Source organism: Streptosporangium sp. NPDC000239 (assembly GCF_040300765.1).
Taxonomy (GTDB): Bacteria; Actinomycetota; Actinomycetes; order Streptosporangiales; family Streptosporangiaceae; genus Streptosporangium.
Window position 1 is genome coordinate 169,395 of the sequence record NZ_JBEPEI010000013.1, and the last position, 21,683, is coordinate 191,077.

Consider the following 21,683-nt stretch of genomic DNA (forward strand, 5'->3'; position numbering starts at 1 on the left):
GTAACTGACCACTCATCAGAGGAGCACAACTTTGTATCAGGCGTCACACAAACCATGCCACAGCGTTCCGATCTCCGAGACCGCCCCCAGTCCCGGCCGTACGGTGTGAACGCGCGAGCCCCCTCCCGGAACGGACCGGGAAGGGGCTCGCGACGGACGGCGGCCACCTTCGGGTGACCGCCGGGTGGCCGTCAGGTCCTGGCCGCGCTGCGGAACTCCTCACGGGGCGCCTCGATCTCACCGAGCGAGACGGTCTCCCGCTTGAAGAACAGCGCGAGGGTCCAGTCCATCGTCACGCGGACCTTGCGGTTGACGGTCGGCACCCGCGACAGGTGGTAGGTGCGGTGCATGAACCAGGCGAGCAGCCCACGGAGCTTGATCCCGTAGACGTTGGCGACACCCTTGTGCAGGCCGAGCCCGGCGACCGAGCCGACGTACTTGTGGCGGTAGTCGGCCAGCGGCTGGCCGTGCAGGTGCCGGGTGATGTTGTCGGCCAGCACCTTGGCCTGCCGTACGGCGTGCTGGGCGTTGGGCGCGCAGTACTGACCGGGGCTGGTCACATCGGGCACACCGGCCACGTCGCCCGCCGAGAAGGCGTCCTCGACGCCGGCCACGGTCAGCCGGGTGGTGGTCTTGATCCGGCCGCGCTCGTCCAGGGGCAGGTCCCCGGCGTTGACGACGGGGCTGGGCTTTACCCCCGCGGTCCAGACGATGGTGGCCGCCTCGAACTCCTCACCGTCGGAGAGCTTCACCAGGCCGCCCTCGCAGGAGTCGAGGCGGGTGTTCATCTTGACCTCGATGCCGCGCTCACGCAGCTGCTCGGCGGTCCACTTGCCCATCTCGGGGCCGACCTCGGGCAGGATGCGGTCCGTCGCCTCGACGAGGACCCAGCGCATGTCCTTGCGGGAGACGTTGCGGTAGTAGCGGACGGCGTCGACGGCCATGTCCTCAAGCTCGGCCAGCGCCTCGACGCCCGCGAAGCCGCCGCCGACCACGACGAACGTCAGCGCCCTGCGGCGCAGCGCCTCGTCCTCGTCGGTCTCGGCGCGGTCGAGGAGTTCGAGCACCCGGTTGCGCAGCGCGATGGCCTCACCGACCGTCTTGAAGCCGATCGCGGCGTCGGCCAGACCCGGGATGGGCAGCGTGCGCGAGACCGATCCCGCCGCCATGACGAGGATGTCGTAGCCGATGTCGTGCGGGGTGCCGACGTTCGGCTCGAAGGCCACGGTCTTGGCCGCGTGGTTGACCTTGGTGACCTTGCCGTTGAGGATCGTCGCCTTCGACAGCACCCGCCGCAGCGGGACGACGACGTGCCGGGGCGAGAGGTTTCCCGCCGCCGCCTCGGGAAGGAACGGCTGGTAGGTCATGTGGGATTCGGGGGTGAGAACGGTGATCCGGACGCTACCGTCGCGCAGTTCCTTACGAAGGGTGTGCTGCAGACGCAGCACGGTGTAGAGCCCGACGTAACCTCCGCCGACGACCACGATGTGCTTGGCGGTACGGTTCACTTCGACGCCATCCTTAGGTCGATGCCTTGTGAAAGCTTTCACAAGCATACGTCTCCCTCGAAAACCAGACCAGGCACCCCCTGTGTAACTTTCGCCATAGTTTCCAGAACAGCGAGAAAATCCGGACATTTCAGAGCGAAGTTTTGACGATCTTCTCTTTGTGATCGAGTTCACAAGCTCCGCAACACGTTTGCCCTGGTCAGAAGGGTGTCGAGCATCTCGGCCGTCACCCGGCCGGTGAACGTGTTCTGCTGGCTCGGGTGGTAGCACCCGAGAAGACGGGCCGTTTTCCCGCCACGGGAGATCTCGACCTCGGCGCCGTGTCCGAAGGGCGGCCTGCGGGAGGGCAGGACGTACCCGGCTTCCCGTAGCGCGGGCCAGATCGCCTGCCAGGCGAATCCCCCGAGCACGACGATCACCCGGACGCTGTCGGCGACCAGTTCGATCTCCCTGGCCAGCCAGGGGAAGCAGGCCGTACGCTCGGCCGGCTCCGGCTTGTTGCCCGGCGGGGCGCAGCGCACCGAGGCCAGCATCCGGGCGCCGACGAGCCGCTGCCCGTCCCCGGCGCGCGTGCTGGTCTCCTGTACGGCGAGCCCCGTCCGGTACAGCGAGGCGAACAGCCAGTCTCCGCTGCGGTCACCGGTGAAGATCCTCCCGGTGCGGTTGCCGCCGTGCGCCGCGGGGGCGAGCCCCACGATGAGGACCTCCGGCCTGTCCTCTCCCCACCCGGCGATGGGCCTGCCCCAGTAGGTCTCCTCCGCGAAGGCCCGCCGTTTGACCGTCGCCACCTCCTCCCGCCAGGCGACCAGGCGTGGGCAGGCCCGGCAGACGGACTGCCTGGCGGTCAGTTCACCGAGCGTACGGCTCGCCGCCGCCAGCCGTACGACCTGGGCGGGGTCGTGGGCGACGGGGGTGTCCGGCAGGGCGGGGTCTTCGGGCCAGCCGGACCCTGGAGGAACGAATGTCATGTCCTCGATCGTGCCAGGAGGAAACACGCCCTTAACCTCGGGCACGCGAAAGCGGCGCCCGCCTGAGGCGAGCGCCGCTCTCTCAACTCGTTTCCGCCCCCGCGTCAGACGTGGGGCGGGCCGTCACGGAGCCGGGAGGGTTCCCCCGGCACGCGCTCAGGCCTGGCAGACCGCGTTGAAGTTCACCGACTGCGAGCCGGCCCCGTCGATCGCCAGCTTCGCGCTGCCGCCGTGGGTGCCGTTCGTCGCCTTGGTGAAGGTCACGGTCTTGGTGCCGGCCTCGGTGAAGACCAGCGGGCCGGACTCGACGGTCACGCCGTCAACGGTCCAGCGGTAGGTGAGCGTGGTCGCGCCACTGGCGTAGATCTGGCCGGAGCCGGACAGGGAGGCCGCGGGGCAGGCGCCCGCGGTCTGCGTGGCCGAGACGCTCTCGCCCACGACCCAGACCTTCACCTCGGGAGCGGGGGCCTGGCAGGTGACCTTGCCCTCGACGGTGCCGGTGGTCGAACCACGGTAGAGCTCGATCGCCCGCTTGCTCGTCCCGGAGGCCGAGGCGCCCCAGGAGTCGGTCACGGTGCGGGACTGGTAGCCGTGGCCACCGAAGTAGACGTCCTGCCAGGAACCGGCGACGCCGTCACGGATCCAGCGGTACTTGACGCTGCCACGACCCTCGGAGACCGAGATCGTGCCGGTGAAGTTACGGGTGACCGGGCAGGTGCCGGTGTAGGAGTCGGGAGCGCTGACGGACGCGGTCACCTTCGGCGACTCGTCCTTGCACCAGACCCTGAAGCCGACGCGGTTGGAGGAGTTCTGAACCGGGTCCACGATCTCCAGAACGGCCCAGCCGCTGAGGCTGTGACGCGGCCTGATCACGTGGAACACCTTGGTCGAGCTGCTGACGCGGACGACGTCACGGTCGACGACGTCACCGTTGACGACCCAGCGGTACCGCACCCAGGTGGGGCTGGAGGCGGTGATGCGGCCGACCAGCGTGGCCTGGCAGTTGCCCTCGTTGACCCACGCACGGGCGCCGACGCCGACCTGGATGACTTCCTTGCCGCCGCCCTCGTCGCCACCACCACAGGAAACCCGGAAGCTTCCCTTCTTGGAGGTCGCGCCCCTGGGGGCCAAGACCTGCAGGGCCTGCCAGCCCTTGACGTCACCCTTGAACTTCGAGGTCTCCTTGACGGTGACCGACTTGTTGCCCTTGCCCTTCAGAACAAGGGTCTTGACCTTGCTCTTGGAGCCGTCGCCGCGCAGCCAGCGGTAGGCGACGGTGGTCCGGGAGGCGACGGCCTTCACCTTGACGGTCGAGGAGAAGGTCACGTTGACGGGGCAGTCACCCTTGTAGTTCGAGGGGGACGCCTTGGGGGTGCCGACCGAGACCGCGGGCCTCGGCTTGGCGACGGCCGTGGCGGCCGTCTGGGTGGATGCGCTCGCAGCGGCCGCGGGCGAGGCCATCAGGGCCGTCGCCATCGTCGCCAGCATGGCCGTGCCGGCGCTCACCGCGGCTAGCCTGCGTGCTAGTCCGGACTTCATGAGGGGTTGCTCCGTTTCGTTAGGAAGCGAATGCGCTCCGGAGACGGTTGCCGCCCCGACACCAGCTGTGCCGGGCCCCACGGCAAAGCCTCGCTAAAGCCCCTTTACCTAATCATGAACGGAACGATCTCTCAATACCCCATCAACAAGTCAAATGTCTAGATCTCATTAAAGTTTAGATGTCAGCCATGCGATTCCATCGAGGATGTCACGTTCGCTGACAACGACTTCGTCGAATCCGTACCGCTGCAGGACGCGGTCGAGAATGAGGGCACCCGCGCCGATGACGTCCACCCGGCCGGGATGCATGACCCCTATGGCCGCGCGTTCCTCGTGGGTCATCCCCAGCAGTCGACGGGAAATCTCATGCGCCCGATTTGCCGGAATTCGCGAGTGGTGAATTTTATCCGGGTCATATTCCGGCAGGTCAAGCGCTATTCCCGCGACGGTCGTCACCGAGCCCGCGAGACCCACCAGCGTCAGCGCCCGCTCTACCGGAACCTTCTCCGCGACCCGGTCGAGCGCGTCGTCGATGTCGGAGGTGATGGCCTCGACCACCTCGGGGGACGGCGGCGCCGTCGAGCCCCGCAGGTGCCGCTCGGTCAGCCTGACGCAGCCGATGTCCACCGAGATCGCCTCCTCGGCGTGCGTCGAACCGAGCACGAACTCGGTCGAGCCACCGCCGATGTCGAACACGAGGTAGGGCGGCCTGGTTCCCTCCGGGGTCGGCAGGCCGGTCTCCGGCGAGAGCCGTACCAGGTCACGGGTGGCCCCGGTGAAGGACAGCTCGGCCTCCTCGGCTCCGGTGATCACCTCGGGCTCGACGCCGAAGATCTCCCTGACACCGTCGACGAAGTCCTGGCGGTTGGCGGCGTCCCTGGTCGCGCTGGTGGCGACGACCCGCACCGCCGAGGCGCCGTGCCGTTCGATGAGCCCGGCGTAACCGCGCATCGCGGCGAAGGTGCGTTCGAGCGCCTCCGGGGCCAGCCTGCCGGTCCTGTCGACGCCCTGTCCCAGCCTGACGATCTCCATCTGACGCTCGACGTCGGTCAGGACGCCCCCGTCGATGTCGGCGATGAGCAGGCGGACGGAGTTGGTGCCACAGTCGATCGCGGCGACACGGGTCACATGGTCTCCTCGTTGGTTGTCGTGTCTGAAGACTGGGTTTCCCCGGCGCAGCAGGGGCCGTCCGCCCACCACTCGCCGAGCGCGTCCAGCGCCTCGCGGCCGAACGGGTTGGTCCCCGGCGCCGCCAGTTCGTGCCCGACCAGGGCGTGCAGGCACTTGACCCTGACCGGCATGCCCCCGGTGCTCTGCATGTCCCTGGGCAGCGGCTCGATGCCCAGCTCGGCCGCGGCCTTGTCGCGGCGCGCGACGTAGTCGTCGTGCGCGGCCTGGTAGGCCCGGGCCAGCTCGGGGTCCTCGGCCAGCCTGGCCTGCATGTCCCGCATCATCCCCGAGGTTTCGAGCCTGCCGATGGCCGAGGCCGCCCTGGGGCAGGTCAGGTAGAACAGCGTCGGGAACGGCGAGCCGTCGGGCAGCCTGGGAGCCGTCTCGACCACGTCCGGCAGTCCGCACGGACAGCGGTGCGCGACCGCCCGCAGACCCCGTGGGGTCCGGCCGAGCTGCCGCTCCACAGCCGCGACGTCGCGGTCGTCAACCATCTGTGACACCCCCTGAAAGACGACATCCAGGGTATCGGGGTCATCCGCCGGTCCCGGCCACCTTCGCACCGGTTCCCGAGTCCGCCGCCTCGACCGACTCCCAGAGCGTCTGGTACCACGGCGACGTCACGGCCTTCTTCCCCCCGGCCGGGATGCTTCCGCCCTGCCCCTGGCTCTGGCCCTGCCGCTCCCGCATGACGACGTAGCACTTGCGGCCCGGGTCGCAGTAGAAGAGCCGCTCCCTGCCCTGCCGCTTGATGTAGCCGGGGTCGAAGTGCTGGCGGTAGCGGTCCTCCTGCTCCTTGATCTCGGCCAGTTCCCTGGCCCGTTGCTGTTCGAGCTGGGCGATGTAGCGCCGCTGCGCGACGTACTCCCTGATCGGGTAGGCGAGGCTCATGGCGATCGCGCACACCACGATCGCGAGGACCGCGGCCCGTCCCGTCAACTGCGGCCGTCTCGCCACCCGCGCCTCCCCGTCCCCGCTCGCTTCGCCCGCCTCGCCGTACGGCCGGGCCCTGAGCGCCCGCCGTATGGCTCGCGCCCGAGCAAATCGGGCGCAAGCCATACAGGCGAAACTACCGCTGGAAGCGCGGGAAAGCGGCGCGACCCGCGTAGCGGGCGGCGTCGTCGAGCAGTTCCTCGATGCGCAGCAGCTGGTTGTACTTGGCCACGCGGTCGGAGCGGGCCGGGGCTCCGGTCTTGATCTGACCGCAGTTGGTGGCCACGGCGAGGTCGGCGATCGTGGTGTCCTCGGTCTCGCCGGAACGGTGGCTCATCATGCAGCGGTAGCCGCTGCGGTGCGCCAGGTCGACCGCCTCGAAGGTCTCGGTCAGGGTGCCGATCTGGTTGACCTTGACCAGCAGGGCGTTGGCGGTGCCCTCGGCGATGCCCCGGCCGAGCCGCTCGGGGTTGGTCACGAACAGGTCGTCACCGACGATCTGGATCTTGTCGCCGAGCGCCTTGGTGATGGCCTTCCAGCCCTCCCAGTCCTCCTCGTTCAGCGGGTCCTCGATGGAGACCAGCGGGTAGTTGGCGACCAGGTCCTCGTAGAAGGCCACCAGTTCGGCGGAGGAGAGGCCCTTGCCGTCGATGGTGTAGACGCCGTCGGAGTGGAACTCCGAGGCCGCGACGTCGAGCGCGAGGGCGACGTCCTCACCGGGCACGTAACCCGCCCGCTCGATGGCGACCAGGATCAGGTCGAGCGCGTCACGGTTGGAGGGCAGGTTGGGCGCGAAACCGCCCTCGTCGCCGAGCCCGGTGGCGTAGCCCTTCTCCTTGAGCACGGCCTTGAGCGCCTGGTAGACCTCGGTGCCCATCCGCACGGCCTCACGGAACGACTCGGCTCCGATCGGCGCGATCATGAACTCCTGGATGTCGACGTTGGTGTCGGCGTGCGCGCCACCGTTGAGGATGTTCATCATCGGCACGGGCAGCACGTGCGCGTTCGGGCCACCGAGGTAACGGAACAGCGGCAGCTCCGCGCTCTCGGCCGCCGCCTTCGCCACGGCGAGGGAGACACCGAGGATCGCGTTCGCGCCGAGACGGCTCTTGTTCGGCGTGCCGTCGAGGTCGATCATCACCTGGTCGATGCTGCGCTGCTCGGCCGCGTCGAACCCGAGAATCTCGTCGGCGATCTCGTCGGTCACCCCGAGCACGGCCTTCTCGACGCCCTTGCCGCCGTAGCGGTTGTCGCCGTCACGCAGCTCGACGGCCTCGAACTGACCGGTCGAGGCGCCGCTCGGCACCGCTGCGCGCCCCTCGCTGCCGTCGTCGAGCAAGATGTCGACCTCAACCGTCGGGTTGCCCCTGGAGTCAAGGATCTCGCGGGCGGTGACACCCTCGATGGAAGCCACGAAGCGCTCCTAAAGTCGCAGGACAGATTGCCGCAGAAGCCTATCGAGGCCTACCTCCCAGTACGGTGGGCGGCTTCCCCCTTCGAATTCCGGATGTGCTCAAATCAGAACCATGAGCCAAGCCACGGCACTCGACCGGGTCCGTGAACTGCTGGACCCCACCCTGCTCGGCCTGGCGGGACGGGACGCCACGGCCGGCGGCTACCTGGACCTGCTCGGCGCGGAGCCCGCCGGATCGCCCGTCCAGTGGCTGATGCGTTCGGGATTCCTGCCGGGGATCTACGAGCGGGTCTGGCGCCCGGCGGTCCTCGGGGCGATGAAGGGCCCCTTCGGGCCGGGCACCCGCCAGGAGCTGGCACTGGTCGGCAGGATGCTCGAACTCGGACCCGGCGACCGGGTGCTGGACGTCGCCTGCGGGCCGGGCAACGTGACCCGGGCGCTGGCGGACGGCGTCGGCCCCGCGGGCCTGGCCGTCGGCCTGGACGCCTCGGCGTCGATGCTCGCCCGCGCGGTACGCGACACCCGGACGCGTGATCTCGGCAACGTCGGCTACGTCCGGGGTGACGCCGCCGGCCTGCCGTTCCTGCCCGGTTGCTTCGACGCGGTCTCCTGCCTGGCGGCGCTCTACCTGTTCGAACACCCCTTCGAGGCTCTCGCCGGGATGGCCAGGGTCCTCAGGCCGGGCGGCAGGATCGCCGTCATGACGACCAGGCGGGTGCCGTACGGCGGGCCGCTCAACGCCCTCGTCGGCGTGGCCTCGGGGGTGCGCCTGTTCGGGGACGAGGAGGTGGTCGAGGCCCTGAACAGGCTCGGCTTCTCCGGCCTGCGCCACCGCGCCTACGGCCTCGTCCAGTTCGTCAACGGCCGTCTGGTCTGACCCGGTTCAGGCCTCCCCGGTCTCCTCCGCCTCCCAGGCGCGGACCCGGTCGCGGTAGCGGCGGGCGGTGGCGCGCAGTTCGGCCTCGGGGTCGAGACCGGCCTCGTGCGCCCGCCGTACGAGGGCGAACAGGCGCGCTCCCAGGTCGTCTCCGGCGGCCTCGGGGTCGACGAGCAGGCCGTCCGGTGCGCCGACCCGCCCCGCGCGCCGGATGAGCTGCGCCGCCAGGGAGAGAGCGGGCTGGCCCATCGGGACCCCGTCGAGGACGGACCCGGCGTCGCCGTCGTTCTTGGCCGCGCGCTCGGCGGCCTTGATGGCCTCCCAGTTGTCGCCGACCTGCTCGGCGCCGGTGACCTTGACGTCCGCGAACACGTGCGGGTGGCGGCGGACGAGCTTGGCGACGATCCCGTCGGCCACGTCGTCGATGTCGAACCCGCCCTCCCCCGCGGAGCGCTCACGGGCGAGCCTTGCGTGGAAGGCCACCTGGAGGAGCAGGTCGCCGAGTTCCTCACGCAGCGCGGCGTGGTCGCCCTCCTCGATGGTCTCCAGCACCTCGTAGGCCTCCTCAAGGAGGTACGGCGCCAGCGACTCGTGGGTCTGTTTGGCGTCCCACGGGCAGTTCGTCCTGAGACGGTCCATCACCTCGACCAGGTCGAGCAGCCGCCCGCCCGGCAGGTCGTACGACCCCGGCACCACCTCGATCACCGGCGGGTCGTCGAGAGCGAGCGCCGCGTGCCCGACCGCGCGCATCAACGCCTCGTCGGCCCCGAGCCAGACCACGGTCCCGTCACGGGCCTCGCGCACCAGGGCCGCCGGATCGGGCTCGACGACCTCGACGGTGACGCCGGCCTCCTCCAGATGGGGCAGGTGCGGATGTCCGGCGGAGCCGGTGCGCACCGGCCCCTCCCTCAGGACCTGCCACGCGTGGTGGCTGAGCAGCCCGGGGGCGACCCTGGGCGAGGTGGTGACGACGATCAGGGGCATGCCCCCGAGACTACTGGGCCCGTGCGGCGGGAGGGATCGCGCCGAAACGGCCCGCGTCCACGAACAGCTGCGGAGACTGCTCGCTGCGGTTGTCGTTCAGCACGCCGTAACGCGGGCTCCAGGTGACCTTGACGGCCTGCAGGTCCTTGATCGCCTGGGCCTGGCCCCGCTGGAGCGCCTCCTGGTCGGCGCCGCCGCCGTACTTGGCCATGAGCTTGGTGAGCATCAGACCGGCCTTGGTGAACTCGCGCGAGTGCGACGGCGCGACGGCCTGCTGGAGCATCCGCTGCTCGTGCTGGGCCTCGCCACCGGAGGCGGCGACCACCTGGTCGATCTCGGCCTCGGTGACCGTGATGCCCTGCCGCTCGGCCGCCTTGGTGTACTGCTTGGCGGTGGCCAGCTGGAACAGCACCACCTGCGGGACGCTGCCGGGGAACTGCAGGTCAGCGGGGGAGACGTTGGCCTTGGCGAGGGCCTCCTCGTACTCCTTGACGCTGCTGTCCAGCTCGCCGGTGCTGATCCGCTCACCGCCGACGATGGCGGCGGTGCCTGCCTGCCCCGGAGAGCAGGCGGTCAGCGCGGCTCCTGCGGCGGCGACCGCCAGGATGACGCGCAGTCGAGTCGACTTCACTTGCGATCCCTTCACGACAGACGCCGTTTACTTTACCGGCTGGTTCTCAAGGAACATCGCCTGGACCAGGTCACCGCACCACCTGAGCAGGTCCAGGTCGCGCAGCGGCTGGCCGCCGAGCGGCCTGGTCTTCGGCACGGGTACGAGCAACGTACCGGCCGCCTGCTTCAGCAGTGCCTTCGGGTACAGCCTCTGCAGCCTGACCTGCTGGGAGTCCCTCAGGTCCACGGGGGCGAAGCGGATGTTCTGCCCCTGGAGGGTGACGTCGGTCAGCCCCGCCGTACGGGCCCGGATCCTGAAGCGGGCGACCTCAAGGAGGTTCTCGACCGGCTGGGGCGGCCTGCCGTACCGGTCGAGGAGCTCGTCACGGACCGCGGCGACCTGCTCGTCGGACTCGACGGCGGCGATGCGCTTGTAGGCCTCCAGGCGCAGTCGCTCGGAGGTCACGTAGTCGTGCGGGATGTGCGCGTCGATCGGCAGCTCGACCTTGACGTCGGCGCGTTCCTGGGTGACGGGGGCGCCGGACAGCTTGGCCTTCTGCTCCTGGACGGCCTCGGCCATCATCCGCACGTACAGGTCGAAGCCGACTCCCGCGATGAACCCGGACTGCTCGGCGCCGAGGATGTTGCCCGCGCCCCGGATCTCCAGGTCCTTCATCGCCACGTACATGCCCGCGCCCATCTCGGTGTGCTGGGAGATGGTGGCCAGGCGCTCGTGGGCGGTCTCGGTGAGCGGCTTCTCCGGCGGGTACAGGAAGTAGGCGTAGCCGCGCTCACGGCCACGCCCGACCCGGCCACGCAGCTGGTGGAGCTGGGACAGGCCGTAGTTGTCGGCCCGGTCGACGATCAGCGTGTTGGCGTTGGGCACGTCCAGGCCCGACTCGACGATCGTGGTCGAGACGAGCACGTCGAACTCGCGCTCCCAGAAGCCCACCATGATCCGTTCGAGCTGGTGCTCCTGCATCTGGCCGTGCGCGACGGCGATCCTGGCCTCGGGAACCAGTTCGTGCAGCATGGCCGCGACCTTGTTGATGCTGGAGACCCGGTTGTGCACGAAGAACACCTGGCCGTCACGCATCAGCTCGCGCCGGATGGCGGCGGCGATCTGCTTGTCGTCGTATGGCCCGACGAAGGTGAGGATCGGGTGCCGCTCCTCCGGCGGGGTGAGGATCGTCGACATCTCCCGGATGCCGGTGAGGCCCATCTCCAGTGTGCGCGGGATCGGCGTCGCGGACATGGCCAGCACGTCGACCTGGGTCCGCAGGTGCTTCATGGCCTCCTTGTGCTCGACGCCGAAGCGCTGCTCCTCGTCGATGATGATCAGGCCGAGCTCCTTGAACCTGATCTCCGGGGAGAAGAGCCTGTGGGTGCCGATCACCACGTCGACGGAGCCCTCGCGCAGTCCCTCCATCGTCGCCTTGGCCTCGGCGTCCGTCTGGAAGCGCGAGAGCGGCCTGACGTTCAGCGGGAATCCGGAGAAACGCTCGGTGAAGGTCGACAGGTGCTGCTGGACCAGCAGCGTCGTGGGCACGAGCACCGCGACCTGCTTGCCGTCCTGGACCGCCTTGAACGCCGCCCGCACCGCGATCTCGGTCTTGCCGTAGCCGACGTCGCCGCAGATCAGCCTGTCCATCGGGACGGCCCGCTCCATGTCGCGCTTGACCTCGTCGATGGCCTCCAGCTGGTCGCCGGTCTCGGCGTAGGGGAAGGCGTCCTCCATCTCCCGCTGCCAGGGGGTGTCGGTCCCGAAGGCGTGCCCGGGTGAGGCCATCCTGGCGGAGTAGAGGCGGATCAGCTCCCCGGCGATCTCCTTGACCGCCTTCTTGGCCTTGGTCTTCGCCTTGGCCCAGTCGGCGCCGCCCATCCGGTTGAGCGTGGGGGCCTCTCCGCCGACGTAGCGGGTGACCTCGTCGAGCTGGTCGGTCGGCACGTAGAGGCGGTCGCCCTTGGCGTACTCGATCACGAGATACTCGCGGGTCGCGCCCTGCACGGTCCGCTGCGCCATCTCGACGTAGCGTCCGACGCCGTGCTGCTCGTGCACCACGTGGTCGCCGACCTTGAGCTGGAGCGGATCGACCATGTTGCGCCGCTTGGAGGGCAGCCTGCGCATGTCCTTGGTCGAGGCCTTCTGCCCTACCAGGTCCAGATGCGTCAGTACGGCCAGCCCCGGCGCGACGAAACCGTGCTCGACCAGGCCGGTCGTGACGTGCACGACCTTGGGGTCGGGGGCCGTGTCGAGCCCGGCCTCAAGACGGGCGGGCAGGTCCACGCCCTTGAGCAGCTCGACCATGCGCTCGGCGGGGCCGTGGCCCTCACTGAGCAGCACGACGGCCCTGTCCTCCTCAAGCCAGCCCTTGATGTCGCCGAGTGCCCGCTGGGTGTCGCCCCGGTAGCTCTCCGCCTCCTTGGCGGGCAGGAGCAGCCCGTCGCCCAGGTCGTCGCCGCCGAACGGCGCGATCGACCACCAGGGCTGGCCCAGCTCCCGCGCGTGGTCGCGGACCTCCTCAAGGCTGCGGAAGGCCGCCGCCCCGAGGTCGATGGGCGCCTCGCCGCCCGAGGCGGCGTTGATCCACGACGCCTCAAGGAACTCCTGGCTGGTGCGCACCAGTTCCTCCGCCCGTCCCCTGATGCGCTCGGGGTCGCAGACGAACACCGCGGCGCGCGCGGGCAGGTGGTCGACCAGCAGGTCCATCTCCCCGGCGAGCACGGGCGCGAACGCCTCCATGCCCTCGACGGCGACCCCCTCGGCCAGCTGCCCGAGGATCTCGGTCAGCGCCGGGTGCTCCTCGGCCAGCAGCCGTGCCCGCTCCCTGACCTCCTCGGTCAGCAGCAGTTCCCGGCAGGGGGCCGCGAACAGGCCGCCCTCGGCCACCTCAAGGGAGCGCTGGTCGGCGACCTTGAACCAGCGGATCTCCTCGACGGTGTCGCCCCAGAACTCAAGGCGCAGCGGGTGCTCCTCGGTGGGCGGGAAGACGTCGAGCAGCCCGCCCCTGACCGCGACCTCGCCGCGCTTCTCCACCATGTCGACCCGGCTGTAGCCGTTCTCGACGAGTTGGGCGACGACGGCGTCGAGGTCGGCGTCCTGACCGGCGCGCAGCCGTACCGGGCGCAGGTCGCCCAGGCCCCGCACGATCGGCTGGAGCACGGCCCTGACCGGGGCGACGATCACCCGCAGCGGCCCGGCGGCGGCGTCGCCCGCGACGGGGTGCGCCAGCCTGCGCAGTACGGCCAGCCGCTGCCCGACCGTGTCGCTGCGCGGTGAGAGGCGCTCGTGCGGCAGGGTCTCCCAGGCGGGGAAGACCGCGACCGAGTCACCGTCGATGAGGCTGGTCAGCGCCGCGGCGAGGTCCTCGGCCTCGCGGCCGGTCGCGGTCACCGCGAGAACGGTCCGCGCGCCGTCCTCGGCCCCGTCCCTGGACAGCGCGGCCACGGTGAACGGCCGCAGCGCGGGCGGCGCGATCAGCGAGACGTCGGAGAGGTCGCCCCCGCGCACGTCACGGAGGACGGAGGCCAGCTTCGGCTCTCCAGCGACAAGGTCAAGTAGTCCGGAAAGGCTCATCAGATTCGCCCACAGCCCCACGACGGCAACACGGCAGGCCCCGGGCCGGGTCCGGCACGGGGCTCTCCCAGGCTACCGGTGTTCGCCCACGGTGTTCCGGCCCGCCGTCCGCCCGGTGGGCACGTGGGGCCCCTGGGGCGGGGACCGCAATCGTCACCGTCGGGCGATGGCCAATGCGCGACTATCGGTGCGCAATTGACTACTGTCGGTTGCATGTCTGAGGTACGGTCGGTCGTCTCGCGGGACGACATATTCAGCAGGCGGATTCGTGAGCAGGCGGCGGGGCAGCCCGGCAGACGGCTGGACATCCTGGTCGCCGGGTGCGGATGGCCGGAGCCGCTCGACCTCGAAGGGGTCCAGGCGCGGGTCACCGGGATCGACGAGGACCTGCCCGCGCTGCGGGTGAGCGCGGGGGCCCGCAAGGACCTCGACGCGCTGGCGCTGGGAGATCTGCGCTCGGTGCCCGTGCCGCCCCGCGCGTTCGACGTCCTGCACGTACCGTTCCTGCTCGAACGGATCGAGCACCCGGAGCTGGTGCTCGACCGGCTGCTCGCCGGGTTGCGCCCGGGCGGCCTGGTGCTGCTGCGGATGCGCGACCGCGCCTCGGCCTACGGCACGTGCGAACGGCTGCTGCCCAACGTGCTACGGCGGCTGCTGTGGCCGAAGCTGGCCCCCGAGGGCGCGGTCGGCCCGCTGCGCCCCTTCTACGGCGAGATCACCTCGCGCGAGGGGATGCACTCCTACTGCCTGACACGCGGCCTGATGGTGACCGACGACGTGTCGGCCACGAGCGGCCCGGCGCTGAGCGGGCCGAAGCACGCCCTGGTCAAGCTCGTCTGCTCCATGGTCGAGACCGTCTCCCGGGGGCGGCGGCCCGCCTCGCACGACGAGATCACCATGGTCGTCCGCAAGCCGCAGAACCACTTCGCCCGGTTGATATGAGCCGGAGGGGTTGGTGTGGGACAACTGGAGTAGGTAAGGTGATGAAATCCGACTAAGTTGATCGGGATTGTGGAGCAGATGACGGCCCCTTTCGAGTGGACCCCCGACGCCCATGAGCTGGCCGACCTGGAGCTGCTGCTCTCCGGTGCCTTCCAGCCTCTGACGGGCTTCATGAGCTCGGCCGACGCGCACTCCGTCGACGGGCACGGCGTCCTGACGGACGGCACGAGCTGGCCCGCGCCGGTCACGTTCGCGCTGCCCGACGACCACCCGGCCGCCCCCGGCGACCGGGTCACGCTGCGCGACCCCGAGGGCGCCGCGCTGGCCGTGCTCACCGTCACCGACCGTCACGACGGCCTCGTCGCCGGTCCGGTCGAGGCGCTCGACGCCCCGGAGCACGGCCCCTTCGCCAGGTTGCGCCTCACCCCGGCGGAGATCCGCAAGGAGCTGGGTGAGCGGCCCGCGCTCGCGGTCACCATGCGCGGCCCGCTGGACGACCTCGGCGAGATCGAGGCGACCGCGCGGGAGCTGGGCGCCGTGGTGCTGCTGCTGCCGCTGGCGTTCGGTGAGAACGGCCCCGCGGTGGTCCGCGCGGCGCTGAAGGCGCGTGAGAGGCTCGGCGAGGACGCCCTCCTGGCCGTGGTGCCCCTGGCTCGCAGAGACGACCCCAGCATCGATCTGGAGCTGCGTGAGCGTGTCGCGGAGGCCTACGGCGCCACCGAGCACCTGGCGGGCCCCGAGCCAGTGACGCTGCCCGGCCCGCCGCACCGGCGCGGCCTGGTGGTCTTCTTCACTGGCCTGTCCGGCTCGGGGAAGTCCACCGTGGCCAGGGGCCTGCGGGACGCGCTGCTCGAACGCGGCGGCCGTACGGTCACCTATCTGGACGGGGACGTGGTCAGGCGGCTGCTGTCCGCGGGGCTGACCTTCTCCAAGCAGGACCGCGACCTGAACATCCGCAGGATCGGGTTCGTCGCCGCGGAGGCGGCCAGGCACGGCGGGCTGGCGATCTGCGCGCCCATCGCGCCCTACGCCGCGACCCGCGAGGAGGTCAGGGAGATGGTCGAGGCGGTCGGCGCCGACTTCCTGCTGGTCCACGTGGCCACTCCGCTCGAAGAGTGCGAGCGCCGTGACCGCAAGGGGCTCTACGCCAAGGCGCGCGCGGGTCTCATCCCCGAGTTCACCGGGATCTCCGACCCCTACGAGGAGCCCGAGGACGCCGACCTGGTCGTCGACACCACCTCGATCAGCGTGGACCAGGCGGTACGGCAGGTGCTCGACCCGTTGATCCGGGGAGGGTGGGTCCGTTGACCCCGGGGCCCGGGGCGCCGGGCCCCCGCAACGGGCGGCCCCGCGCCGCCCGCCACACAGTGACCCTGAACGACCCTGAATGACCCAGAGTGACCGAGAAATGGTGAGCGACCGATGGCCATCGACATCCCCCTGGCAGCCGGCTCCTTCATCGTCGCGATCATCGTCGGGCTGACCGGCATGGGCGGCGGCGCGTTGATGACGCCGATGATGTTGCTGTTCTTCAACGTCCCTCCCCTGGCCGCCGTCTCCAGCGACCTGGTCGCCTCCGCCGTCATGAAGCCGGTGGGCGGGGTCGTCCACATGCGGCGCGGGACGGTGAACCTGCGCCTGGTCGGCTGGCTGTGCGCGGGCTCGGTGCCCGCGGCCTTCTGCGGGGTCTTCGCCGCCAGGGCCTTCGGGGACGGCGAGCAGGTCCAGGAGGTGGTCAAGTACGCCCTGGGTGTCGCCCTGCTGCTGGCGGTCGTCGGGCTGGTCACCAAGGCCTGGATGTCACGTGACGACCAGGGGAAGGCCTCGGCGGAGCTGTCGTCCATCGTCGTGCGCCCTATTCCGACCTTACTGGTCGGTACGGTCGGAGGCTTGGTCGTCGGCATCTCGTCGGTCGGCTCGGGTTCGCTGATCATCGTGGCGCTGCTCGCGCTGTATCCGGCGCTGAAGGCCAACCAGCTCGTCGGCACCGACCTGGTCCAGGCCGTGCCGCTGGTCGCCTCGGCCGCCCTCGGCCACCTGCTGTTCGGCGACTTCCAGCTGTCCATCACCACCTCCCTGCTGGTCGGCTCGATCCCCGGTGTCTACATCGGCGCCAGGATCTCCGCCTGGGCACCGGGCGGCGTCATCCGCGCGCTGCTCGCGGTCGTGCTGCTCGCCTCGGCGCTCAAGCTCCTGGGAGTCGGCAACACGGCCCTGCTGTGGAGCGTCGGCGGGATGTCCGTCGTCGGCGCCGTGGCCTGGTCACTTCTGCGGAACCGCGGGGGCGCGCAGGTCGGGGTCATGCGCGAGGCCGGAAAAGGCCTGTAGGGCCCCCGGGGTGGTGTCGAAGCGGGTGTCCCCCCTCGGGGCGTGCGGCGAGTCGAAGTAGACCAGCGCCTTGATCCGGGGGTAGTCGCGCACCTGCCGCCGTGCCCCGGCGAAGAACCTCTCCTTGAAGGCGGGGTCGCCCGGCCGCTCGAACACGCCCCACTCGGCGAGCATGACGGGCTTGCCCGGCAGGTGCGCGTTCATCCACCGGTAGGCCCCCGGCCAGCGGGCGAACCCCTCGCGGGTCCTGTCGACCAGGTCGCCGAAGTTCCGCACCCGCTCGTCGGCGTAGGGGTCCATCGCCACCCAGTCGACCACGTCGTCGCCGGGGTAGAGCCGGTCGAACCAGGGGCTCGCCCCCCAGTTGGGCGCGCCCATGTAGGTCATGACCGTGACCGCGTTGCGCACACCGTCCCCCCGCAGGCGCAGCACCACGTGCCGGAACATCGCGGCGTAGTCCTCGGCGGTCATACCCGAGCCCGGGCGCTGCCGTACGTCGTTCTCCGGCTCGTGATGGACGGTGAGGAAGAACCTCTCGGGGAAGCTCCCGGTGATGTGCGCGGCCAGCCGGTCGATGCGGGAGTCGATCGCGCCCTTGGCGATCTGCGCCCAGGTGTGGTCGAGGGACGGCTTCCAGTTGACCAGCAGGATTCTGCGGCCCTTCGGGTCACGGGCGATCCGGCGCTCCTGAGGGGTCGGGAACAGCTCGGTGCCCCGGTGGTAGAGGTGCACGATGTCGGCGCGGCGGCCCATGCGCCGTTCGGCGCGGGCGATCGCCCGCTGCGGGGGCCTGCCGGTGAAGATCTCCGGCGCGATCCCCCACCAGGCGCCGCAGGCGGGGACGAGCTTGGCGTCGACCGCGCAGGCGGACGGCCTCACGTCGGCCCGTGCCGGAGTGCTCCGCGGCCGGTCGCGGGAGGCGCCCTCGGAAGGAGCGCACGCCCCCGTTCCGAGCACCAGTGCCAGACCCGAAACGGCGAACAACGCCTTCCGCGAAAAAAGCCGCATCGCGGCATCACAAAAATACACCGTCAGAACCACCGTTTCCTCACGAACATTCCGACCATTCCGGTCATTCCGGTTTCTGGCTCCGCGGTCACCGCCGCGCCACAAGCCTGCCACCGCGTGGACGTGCCACGTCACCGGCTTCGAGGTTCCCGAGCCGCCCCCGCATGGCAATCGCAAGGAAATATCGGATAAATGGTGTTTATTTTCTTTCGGCCGCGACGGCGCCCGCCACGAAAATCTTGTGTATCGGATCGAGAAAACAACAGGCGGACCTATAGTTCCTAGCGTTCGAAATCATCGAACCCTCATATCAAACCCCCTCGAAAAGGACTCGAAACATATGAGCCCTCCGCCGGACGCCTCGGTCCGCCGCTCCGGCGGAGACCTGACGGACTACGTGTCCTTCCTCCGCCGCCGCTGGCCGACCATCCTGTTCCTGCTCGCCGGTGGCGCGGGCGCGGGTGCCGTGCTGCTGTGCGTGATCCCCCCCTCCTACACCGCCTCGGCCCAGGTGCTGGTCACCCCGACGGGCCTGCAGGAGCAGACGAACCAGGTCACCAACCGGCAGCGCGAGGCGCTCAACCTCGACACCGAGGCCCAGGTCGCCCAGTCCGCCGTGGTCGCGAGAAAGGCCGGGCGCACGCTCGGCGGCACCCCGGGGCCGGTGGAGGTCTCCGTGCCCCCGAACACCTCGGTCCTGGACATCTCCTACACCGCCTCCGACCCGGCCGCCGCGGCGGCGGGAGCGGGAGCCTACGCCAGGGCCTACCTGGACAACCGGCGCGAGGCCGCGGCACGGGCGATGGACGCCCAGCTGGGGGCGCTCCAGTCCAAGCTGAAGCAGGTCAACGCGAGCCTGTCCGCCGTGGTCGCCTCGCTCCCCAGCCTGCCCAAGGGTACGGCGGAGCGGACCCTGGCCGCGCAGCGGCAGAACGTCCTCGGCCGCCAGGTCTACAACCTCACCGTGAAGTACGACGCGCTGCGGACGGTGGCCGTGACCCCCGGCACCGTGATCAGCGAGGCCGTCCCCCCGACCGCCCCCAGCCAGCCAAGCCCGCCCCTCTACCTCGGCAGCGGCCTGATGGCCGGGCTCCTGACCGGGGTCGGCCTCGCCTGGCTCCGCGACCGCCCCGCCAGGCAGAACGCGCCCGCGACCGGAGGGACGGGACCCGGCGCCGTCCTGCGGGCACGCCCCGAGGAGATCGAGAGACTGGCGGGCGAGGAGGGCGCGGTGCTGCTGGTCAGCGTCGCCGGGATCTCCCCACGCGGGATGGCGCGGGCCGTACGGCGACTCGGAAGGCAGGGCATGCCGGTGGTCGGCGGCCTCCTCACCCCCCCGCCTCCCCCGCAGCGAACGGTGGAGCGCCCCGCCCAGCAGATCCCGCCGCAACCCCCGCAGGACACACCGCGCCATACGCGCAGCGTCGCGTCGCGCCGTGACGAGGCCCCCGGCGACTGGCCCACCTCCTTCCCGGTGAGCCGCCCGACGCCCCGCGCCGCCGGCCGTGCCCCGGAGAGCGTCCCCGAGCCGGGCAGGTGGGTCGCCGGGGCCTCGATGCCCACCGTGCCGATCAGGACGTTGTCCCCGCCAGAGACGGCCTTCCCCCCGTGAGAGGCCTGGACCGGGCGGCCTGGCCGATCGCCGCGCTGCTCGTCGGCTACCCCGTCTGGTGGGCGCTCGGTTTCGGCGGCCTGTCGATCGTCGTGCTGGCCCCGGCGATGGCGGCGGTGCTGTGGCGGCGACGGCCGATCAGGGTTCCCCGGGGGTTCGGCCTCTGGCTGATGCTGCTGGCCGGTTACCTCATCAGCGCGCTCATGCTGGGGGAGATGCCGCCGGGGACCTACGGCGACTTCGGTCTCGGGCGGGTGCTCGGCTACCTGATGCGCCTGGCCCTGTACGTCTCCCTGCTGATCATGGTCCTCTACCTGGGCAACCTGACCCAGCGGGAGCTCCCCCAGCTCACCCTGGTGCGCATGCTCGGCGCGCTGTTCGTCACGACCGTCGTGGGCGGCCTGCTCGGGGTTCTCGTCCCCGGCGCCGACCTCACCTCACCGGTCGAGATGGTGCTGCCCCACTGGATCGCCGACAACCCCTACGTGCACAACCTGATCCACCCGACCACGGCCCAGGTGCAGAAGGTCCTCGGCCACGCCTCCCCCCGCCCCGAGGCACCCTTCGAATGGGCCAACGCCTGGGGAAGCAACGTCTCGGTGCTGCTGGTCTGGTTCGTGGTCGGCTGGTGGACGTACGGCGGGCCGCGCAGACGCCTGGCCGTGGCCCCGCTGCTCGCGCTGTGCGCCGTCCCGGTCGTCTACTCCCTGAACCGGGGCCTGTGGATCGGCCTCGGGGTCGCGGCCGTCTACCTGCTGCTGCGCCTGGGCGCGCGGACCCGGATCATGGCCTGCTCGGCCATCGCCGCCGGGGCGCTGCTGCTGCTCCTGAGCCCGTTGCGCACCCTGGTCGCCGAGCGGCTGGACAACCCGCACAGCAACGACATCCGCGCCTTCACCGTCTCGGCGACCGTCGCCGCGGCACGCACCTCGCCGATCATCGGCTACGGCAACACCAGGAACGCCATGGGCAACCACAACACGATCACCACCGGCAGGACCGACTGGTGCGAGGGGTGCGGCCATCCACCGCTGGGCAGCGACGGTCAGCTCTGGCACCTGATGATCACCCAGGGGTTCGTCGGGGCCGGGCTGTACGTGGCGTTCTTCGTCGGGGCGATCCGCCGCCACTGGCCCGACCGGAGTCCCGTCGGCCTGGCCGGGGTGCTGGTGATGATCCTGACCCTGCTCTACATGTTCGTCTACGACGGGCTGGTCACACCGCTCAGCCTGTATCTGATCTCTTTCGCGCTGCTCTGGAGGAACTCGATGACGAGTGGGGCCGCATGAACGACACCCGTGTCCGGCTGCGCTACCTCACCAGGACGGTCGGCCTGCTGTTCCCCTCGGAAGGCGAGCCCCGCCCCTACAGCCTGCTCCCCCACCGCACGCTTCCCCGCAGGCTGGCGCCCCGCGCGTGGTGGCACCCGGGAAGGAGGGTGCTGGTGCCCTCCGGGGACGACACCATCGAGACCTACCTGAGCCAGGCGCTCGGCACCCCGATCCGGGTCGTGCTGCACGTCCGTCCCCCCAGGCGCGCCAACCGCAAGCCGATCCTCGAAGCCCACGCGCGGGACGGGCTGGCCGCCTTCGTGAAGATCGGCGACACGCCCCGGGTCCGTGACCTCGTCACACACGAGGCGCGCACGCTCGCCATGCTCGCCGACATCCCCCTGAAGACCGTCGTCGCCCCGACCGTGCTCCACCACGGGACGTGGCGCGGCCTGTCCGTGCTCGCGCTGTCCCCCCTGCCCGTACGGCGGAACGCCCGAGCGACCCCCGTGCCCGGCCGTCTCCTCGTCGAGGCCGTCACCGAGATCGGCCACCTGCCCGTCCCGCACAGGCGGGGCTTCGCCTGGCACGGCGACTTCGCCCCCTGGAACATCGCACGCGCGGCGGACGGCAGGCTGCTGGTGTGGGACTGGGAACGGTTCGGCACCGGTGTCCCGTTCGGCTTCGACGCCGTCCACCACCTATTCCACCGCCTGCTGCGCCGCAACGGCCCGGCGACGACCGCCAGGGCCTGCCTCGCCCAGGCCCTTCCTGCGCTGGCCCCCTTCGGGCTCTCCGCAGCCGAGGCCAAGCTGACGGTGATCCGCTACCTGATCGCGCTGGCTGACCGGCACGCGGCCGACGGCCACGCTCCTCTCGGCCCGCCGGAGCGCTGGCTCAACCCCACCGTCGACTTCCAGGAGCTCCTGTCGTGAAGCCC

At 70.5% G+C, this 21,683-nt stretch carries 18 protein-coding genes; 7 read left to right on the top strand and 11 right to left on the bottom strand.

Annotation, left to right across the window (positions count from 1 at the left end; translation table 11 throughout):
- Positions 1-191: 191 nt before the first annotated feature.
- From ABT340_RS28355 to eno, 7 genes are all read right to left on the bottom strand, one after another.
- A complete protein-coding gene (locus tag ABT340_RS28355; protein ID WP_352013887.1) occupies positions 192-1,508 on the bottom strand; it encodes an NAD(P)/FAD-dependent oxidoreductase in 1,317 nt (438 codons plus the stop codon).
- Between the two features lie 170 nt (positions 1,509-1,678).
- Complete coding sequence (locus tag ABT340_RS28360; protein WP_352013888.1) at positions 1,679-2,476, bottom strand: uracil-DNA glycosylase; 798 nt, start codon at positions 2,474-2,476, stop codon at positions 1,679-1,681.
- Between the two features lie 156 nt (positions 2,477-2,632).
- On the bottom strand, positions 2,633-3,982 hold the full coding sequence (locus ABT340_RS28365) for a hypothetical protein (RefSeq protein WP_352013889.1): 1,350 nt from the start codon (positions 3,980-3,982) through the stop codon (positions 2,633-2,635).
- A gap of 201 nt (positions 3,983-4,183) precedes the next feature.
- The gene (locus ABT340_RS28370; RefSeq protein WP_352013890.1) at positions 4,184-5,143 is read right to left on the bottom strand and encodes a Ppx/GppA phosphatase family protein; all 960 of its coding nucleotides are present in this window, start codon (positions 5,141-5,143) and stop codon (positions 4,184-4,186) included.
- The gene (locus ABT340_RS28375; RefSeq protein ID WP_352013891.1) at positions 5,140-5,679 is read right to left on the bottom strand and encodes a DUF501 domain-containing protein; all 540 of its coding nucleotides are present in this window, start codon (positions 5,677-5,679) and stop codon (positions 5,140-5,142) included. Before ABT340_RS28375 ends, ABT340_RS28370 begins: the two co-directional genes overlap by 4 nt.
- Positions 5,680-5,719: 40 nt before the next feature.
- A complete protein-coding gene (locus tag ABT340_RS28380; RefSeq protein ID WP_352013892.1) occupies positions 5,720-6,142 on the bottom strand; it encodes a septum formation initiator family protein in 423 nt (140 codons plus the stop codon).
- A gap of 112 nt (positions 6,143-6,254) precedes the next feature.
- Positions 6,255-7,532, bottom strand: a complete 1,278-nt coding sequence (eno, locus tag ABT340_RS28385) for a phosphopyruvate hydratase (protein WP_352013893.1) — start codon at positions 7,530-7,532, stop codon at positions 6,255-6,257.
- Between the two features lie 112 nt (positions 7,533-7,644).
- On the opposite strand from eno, the gene ABT340_RS28390 reads away from it, so the two are divergent.
- The gene (locus tag ABT340_RS28390; protein WP_352013894.1) at positions 7,645-8,409 is read left to right on the top strand and encodes a methyltransferase domain-containing protein; all 765 of its coding nucleotides are present in this window, start codon (positions 7,645-7,647) and stop codon (positions 8,407-8,409) included.
- Between the two features lie 6 nt (positions 8,410-8,415).
- Here the strand turns inward: ABT340_RS28390 and ABT340_RS28395 are convergent, their stop codons facing one another.
- From ABT340_RS28395 to mfd, 3 genes are read right to left on the bottom strand one after another with little or no spacing between them, the layout of a single operon-like run.
- Entirely contained in the window at positions 8,416-9,393 is a 978-nt protein-coding gene (locus ABT340_RS28395) for a nucleoside triphosphate pyrophosphohydrolase (RefSeq protein WP_352013895.1), read from the bottom strand.
- Positions 9,394-9,403: 10 nt separating this feature from the next.
- The gene (locus tag ABT340_RS28400) at positions 9,404-10,024 is read right to left on the bottom strand and encodes a SurA N-terminal domain-containing protein (RefSeq protein ID WP_352013896.1); all 621 of its coding nucleotides are present in this window, start codon (positions 10,022-10,024) and stop codon (positions 9,404-9,406) included.
- 27 nt (positions 10,025-10,051) lie between these two features.
- Positions 10,052-13,582 carry a transcription-repair coupling factor gene (gene mfd, locus ABT340_RS28405; RefSeq protein ID WP_352013897.1) on the bottom strand — a complete coding sequence of 1,177 codons (3,531 nt, stop codon included), beginning with the start codon at positions 13,580-13,582 and terminating at the stop codon, positions 10,052-10,054.
- Between the two features lie 213 nt (positions 13,583-13,795).
- Here mfd and ABT340_RS28410 point away from each other — a divergent pair, with 213 nt between their 5' ends.
- The 3 genes from ABT340_RS28410 to ABT340_RS28420 all read left to right on the top strand — a co-directional run bounded on the left by ABT340_RS28410 (position 13,796) and on the right by ABT340_RS28420 (position 16,852).
- Positions 13,796-14,524 carry a class I SAM-dependent methyltransferase gene (locus ABT340_RS28410; RefSeq protein WP_352013898.1) on the top strand — a complete coding sequence of 243 codons (729 nt, stop codon included), beginning with the start codon at positions 13,796-13,798 and terminating at the stop codon, positions 14,522-14,524.
- Between the two features lie 78 nt (positions 14,525-14,602).
- On the top strand, positions 14,603-15,832 hold the full coding sequence (cysC, locus tag ABT340_RS28415; protein ID WP_352013899.1) for an adenylyl-sulfate kinase: 1,230 nt from the start codon (positions 14,603-14,605) through the stop codon (positions 15,830-15,832).
- Positions 15,833-15,946: 114 nt separating this feature from the next.
- Positions 15,947-16,852, top strand: a complete 906-nt coding sequence (locus tag ABT340_RS28420) for a sulfite exporter TauE/SafE family protein (RefSeq protein WP_352013900.1) — start codon at positions 15,947-15,949, stop codon at positions 16,850-16,852.
- Here ABT340_RS28420 and ABT340_RS28425 read toward each other — a convergent pair.
- The gene (locus tag ABT340_RS28425) at positions 16,787-17,860 is read right to left on the bottom strand and encodes a glycoside hydrolase family 26 protein (protein WP_352013901.1); all 1,074 of its coding nucleotides are present in this window, start codon (positions 17,858-17,860) and stop codon (positions 16,787-16,789) included. The two genes, ABT340_RS28420 and ABT340_RS28425, sit on opposite strands and share 66 nt — an antisense overlap.
- A 340-nt stretch (positions 17,861-18,200) precedes the next feature.
- Between ABT340_RS28425 and ABT340_RS28430 the strand changes: the two genes are divergently transcribed.
- Genes ABT340_RS28430 through ABT340_RS28440 form a run of 3 tightly spaced genes read left to right on the top strand, consistent with a single transcriptional unit; the run spans position 18,201 to position 21,678 of the window.
- Positions 18,201-19,472 carry a YveK family protein gene (locus ABT340_RS28430; protein WP_352013902.1) on the top strand — a complete coding sequence of 424 codons (1,272 nt, stop codon included), beginning with the start codon at positions 18,201-18,203 and terminating at the stop codon, positions 19,470-19,472.
- Entirely contained in the window at positions 19,469-20,761 is a 1,293-nt protein-coding gene (locus tag ABT340_RS28435; protein ID WP_352013903.1) for an O-antigen ligase family protein, read from the top strand. Before ABT340_RS28430 ends, ABT340_RS28435 begins: the two co-directional genes overlap by 4 nt.
- Positions 20,758-21,678 (top strand): hypothetical protein, encoded by a 921-nt coding sequence (locus ABT340_RS28440; protein WP_352013904.1) that lies wholly within the window; start codon positions 20,758-20,760, stop codon positions 21,676-21,678. The genes ABT340_RS28435 and ABT340_RS28440 overlap by 4 nt, the downstream gene beginning before the upstream one ends.
- Positions 21,679-21,683: the final 5 nt, after the last annotated feature.

Bases quoted from the DNA above. Each gene is read 5' to 3' on its own strand.
- ABT340_RS28390 (WP_352013894.1), top strand. From the start codon at position 7,645: ATGAGCCAAGCCACGGCACTCGACCGGGTCCGTGAACTGCTGGACCCC.
- ABT340_RS28430 (WP_352013902.1), top strand. From the start codon at position 18,201: ATGAGCCCTCCGCCGGACGCCTCGGTCCGCCGCTCCGGCGGAGACCTG.
- ABT340_RS28420 (WP_352013900.1), top strand. From the start codon at position 15,947: ATGGCCATCGACATCCCCCTGGCAGCCGGCTCCTTCATCGTCGCGATC.
- ABT340_RS28375 (WP_352013891.1), bottom strand. From the start codon at position 5,679: ATGGTTGACGACCGCGACGTCGCGGCTGTGGAGCGGCAGCTCGGCCGG.
- ABT340_RS28395 (WP_352013895.1), bottom strand. From the start codon at position 9,393: ATGCCCCTGATCGTCGTCACCACCTCGCCCAGGGTCGCCCCCGGGCTG.
- ABT340_RS28425 (WP_352013901.1), bottom strand. From the start codon at position 17,860: ATGCGGCTTTTTTCGCGGAAGGCGTTGTTCGCCGTTTCGGGTCTGGCA.
- ABT340_RS28440 (WP_352013904.1), top strand. From the start codon at position 20,758: ATGAACGACACCCGTGTCCGGCTGCGCTACCTCACCAGGACGGTCGGC.
- mfd (WP_352013897.1), bottom strand. From the start codon at position 13,582: ATGAGCCTTTCCGGACTACTTGACCTTGTCGCTGGAGAGCCGAAGCTG.
- cysC (WP_352013899.1), top strand. From the start codon at position 14,603: ATGACGGCCCCTTTCGAGTGGACCCCCGACGCCCATGAGCTGGCCGAC.
- ABT340_RS28360 (WP_352013888.1), bottom strand. From the start codon at position 2,476: ATGACATTCGTTCCTCCAGGGTCCGGCTGGCCCGAAGACCCCGCCCTG.
- ABT340_RS28410 (WP_352013898.1), top strand. From the start codon at position 13,796: ATGTCTGAGGTACGGTCGGTCGTCTCGCGGGACGACATATTCAGCAGG.